This window comes from Proteus sp. fly-1067, from assembly GCF_040139345.1.
GTDB lineage: Bacteria > Pseudomonadota > Gammaproteobacteria > Enterobacterales > Enterobacteriaceae > Proteus > Proteus vulgaris_B.
Genome location: NZ_JBEEUL010000254.1, coordinates 1 through 534 on the forward strand (window position 1 = coordinate 1; position 534 = coordinate 534).

Sequence of the window (534 nt, forward strand, 5' to 3'; positions counted from 1 at the left end):
GTAACTTTACGCCGATTTCTTGCAATGGCTGCAAAATGCCATCATTGCTGCCACGTAAATCGATACGTTTCATGGCCATCGTGACCAATTGACTACCTGATGCTGAAATAGCATCTTGCATCAGAGTCGAGTTGGTAAATTTACCTGTACCTGTAAAAAGGCGTGATTGAAAAGTGACATCTGCAATTGTTAACATGTTTAGCCCCCTGCAATAGCTTGGAACAGTAAAATATTGTCTTGGTCATTCACGGTATGCGAATCCCATTGATGACGCGGAATGATGACTTGATTGATGGCTAATGCTGTACCCGCAGTAGTTTGCTGTAGAGCCGCTAACAACTGAGTCACTGTTAAGGGAGCGCTAAACTCCATCGGTTGGTCATTAATTATAAGGCGCATGTTTCTTCTCGACAGACTGGACATTCAACTGAAGGTGTCAGCTGCAATGTATTCCATTGTTGGTTTTTACCATCAAATAATCGCAACTTACCGCTGAGTGATGAAGGTAACCCAATCAGTAATTTGATTGCTTCT

At 42.5% G+C, this 534-nt stretch carries 1 protein-coding gene and 2 pseudogenes; all 3 read right to left on the reverse strand.

Features of this window, described 5'->3' with window-relative positions; all coding sequences use genetic code 11:
• Nucleotides 1-196 (reverse strand): annotated as a pseudogene (locus ABN217_RS20285) (thiazole synthase); the annotation flags it as partial.
• Between the two features lie 2 nt (nucleotides 197-198).
• Nucleotides 199-399 (reverse strand): sulfur carrier protein ThiS, encoded by a 201-nt coding sequence (gene thiS, locus ABN217_RS20290; RefSeq protein ID WP_070928502.1) that lies wholly within the window; start codon nucleotides 397-399, stop codon nucleotides 199-201.
• A pseudogene (locus tag ABN217_RS20295) lies at nucleotides 387-534 on the reverse strand (molybdopterin-synthase adenylyltransferase MoeB); the annotation flags it as partial. The pseudogene ABN217_RS20295 and the gene thiS, both read right to left, overlap by 13 nt.

Bases quoted from the DNA above. Each gene is read 5' to 3' on its own strand.
- thiS (WP_070928502.1), bottom strand. From the start codon at position 399: ATGCGCCTTATAATTAATGACCAACCGATGGAGTTTAGCGCTCCCTTA.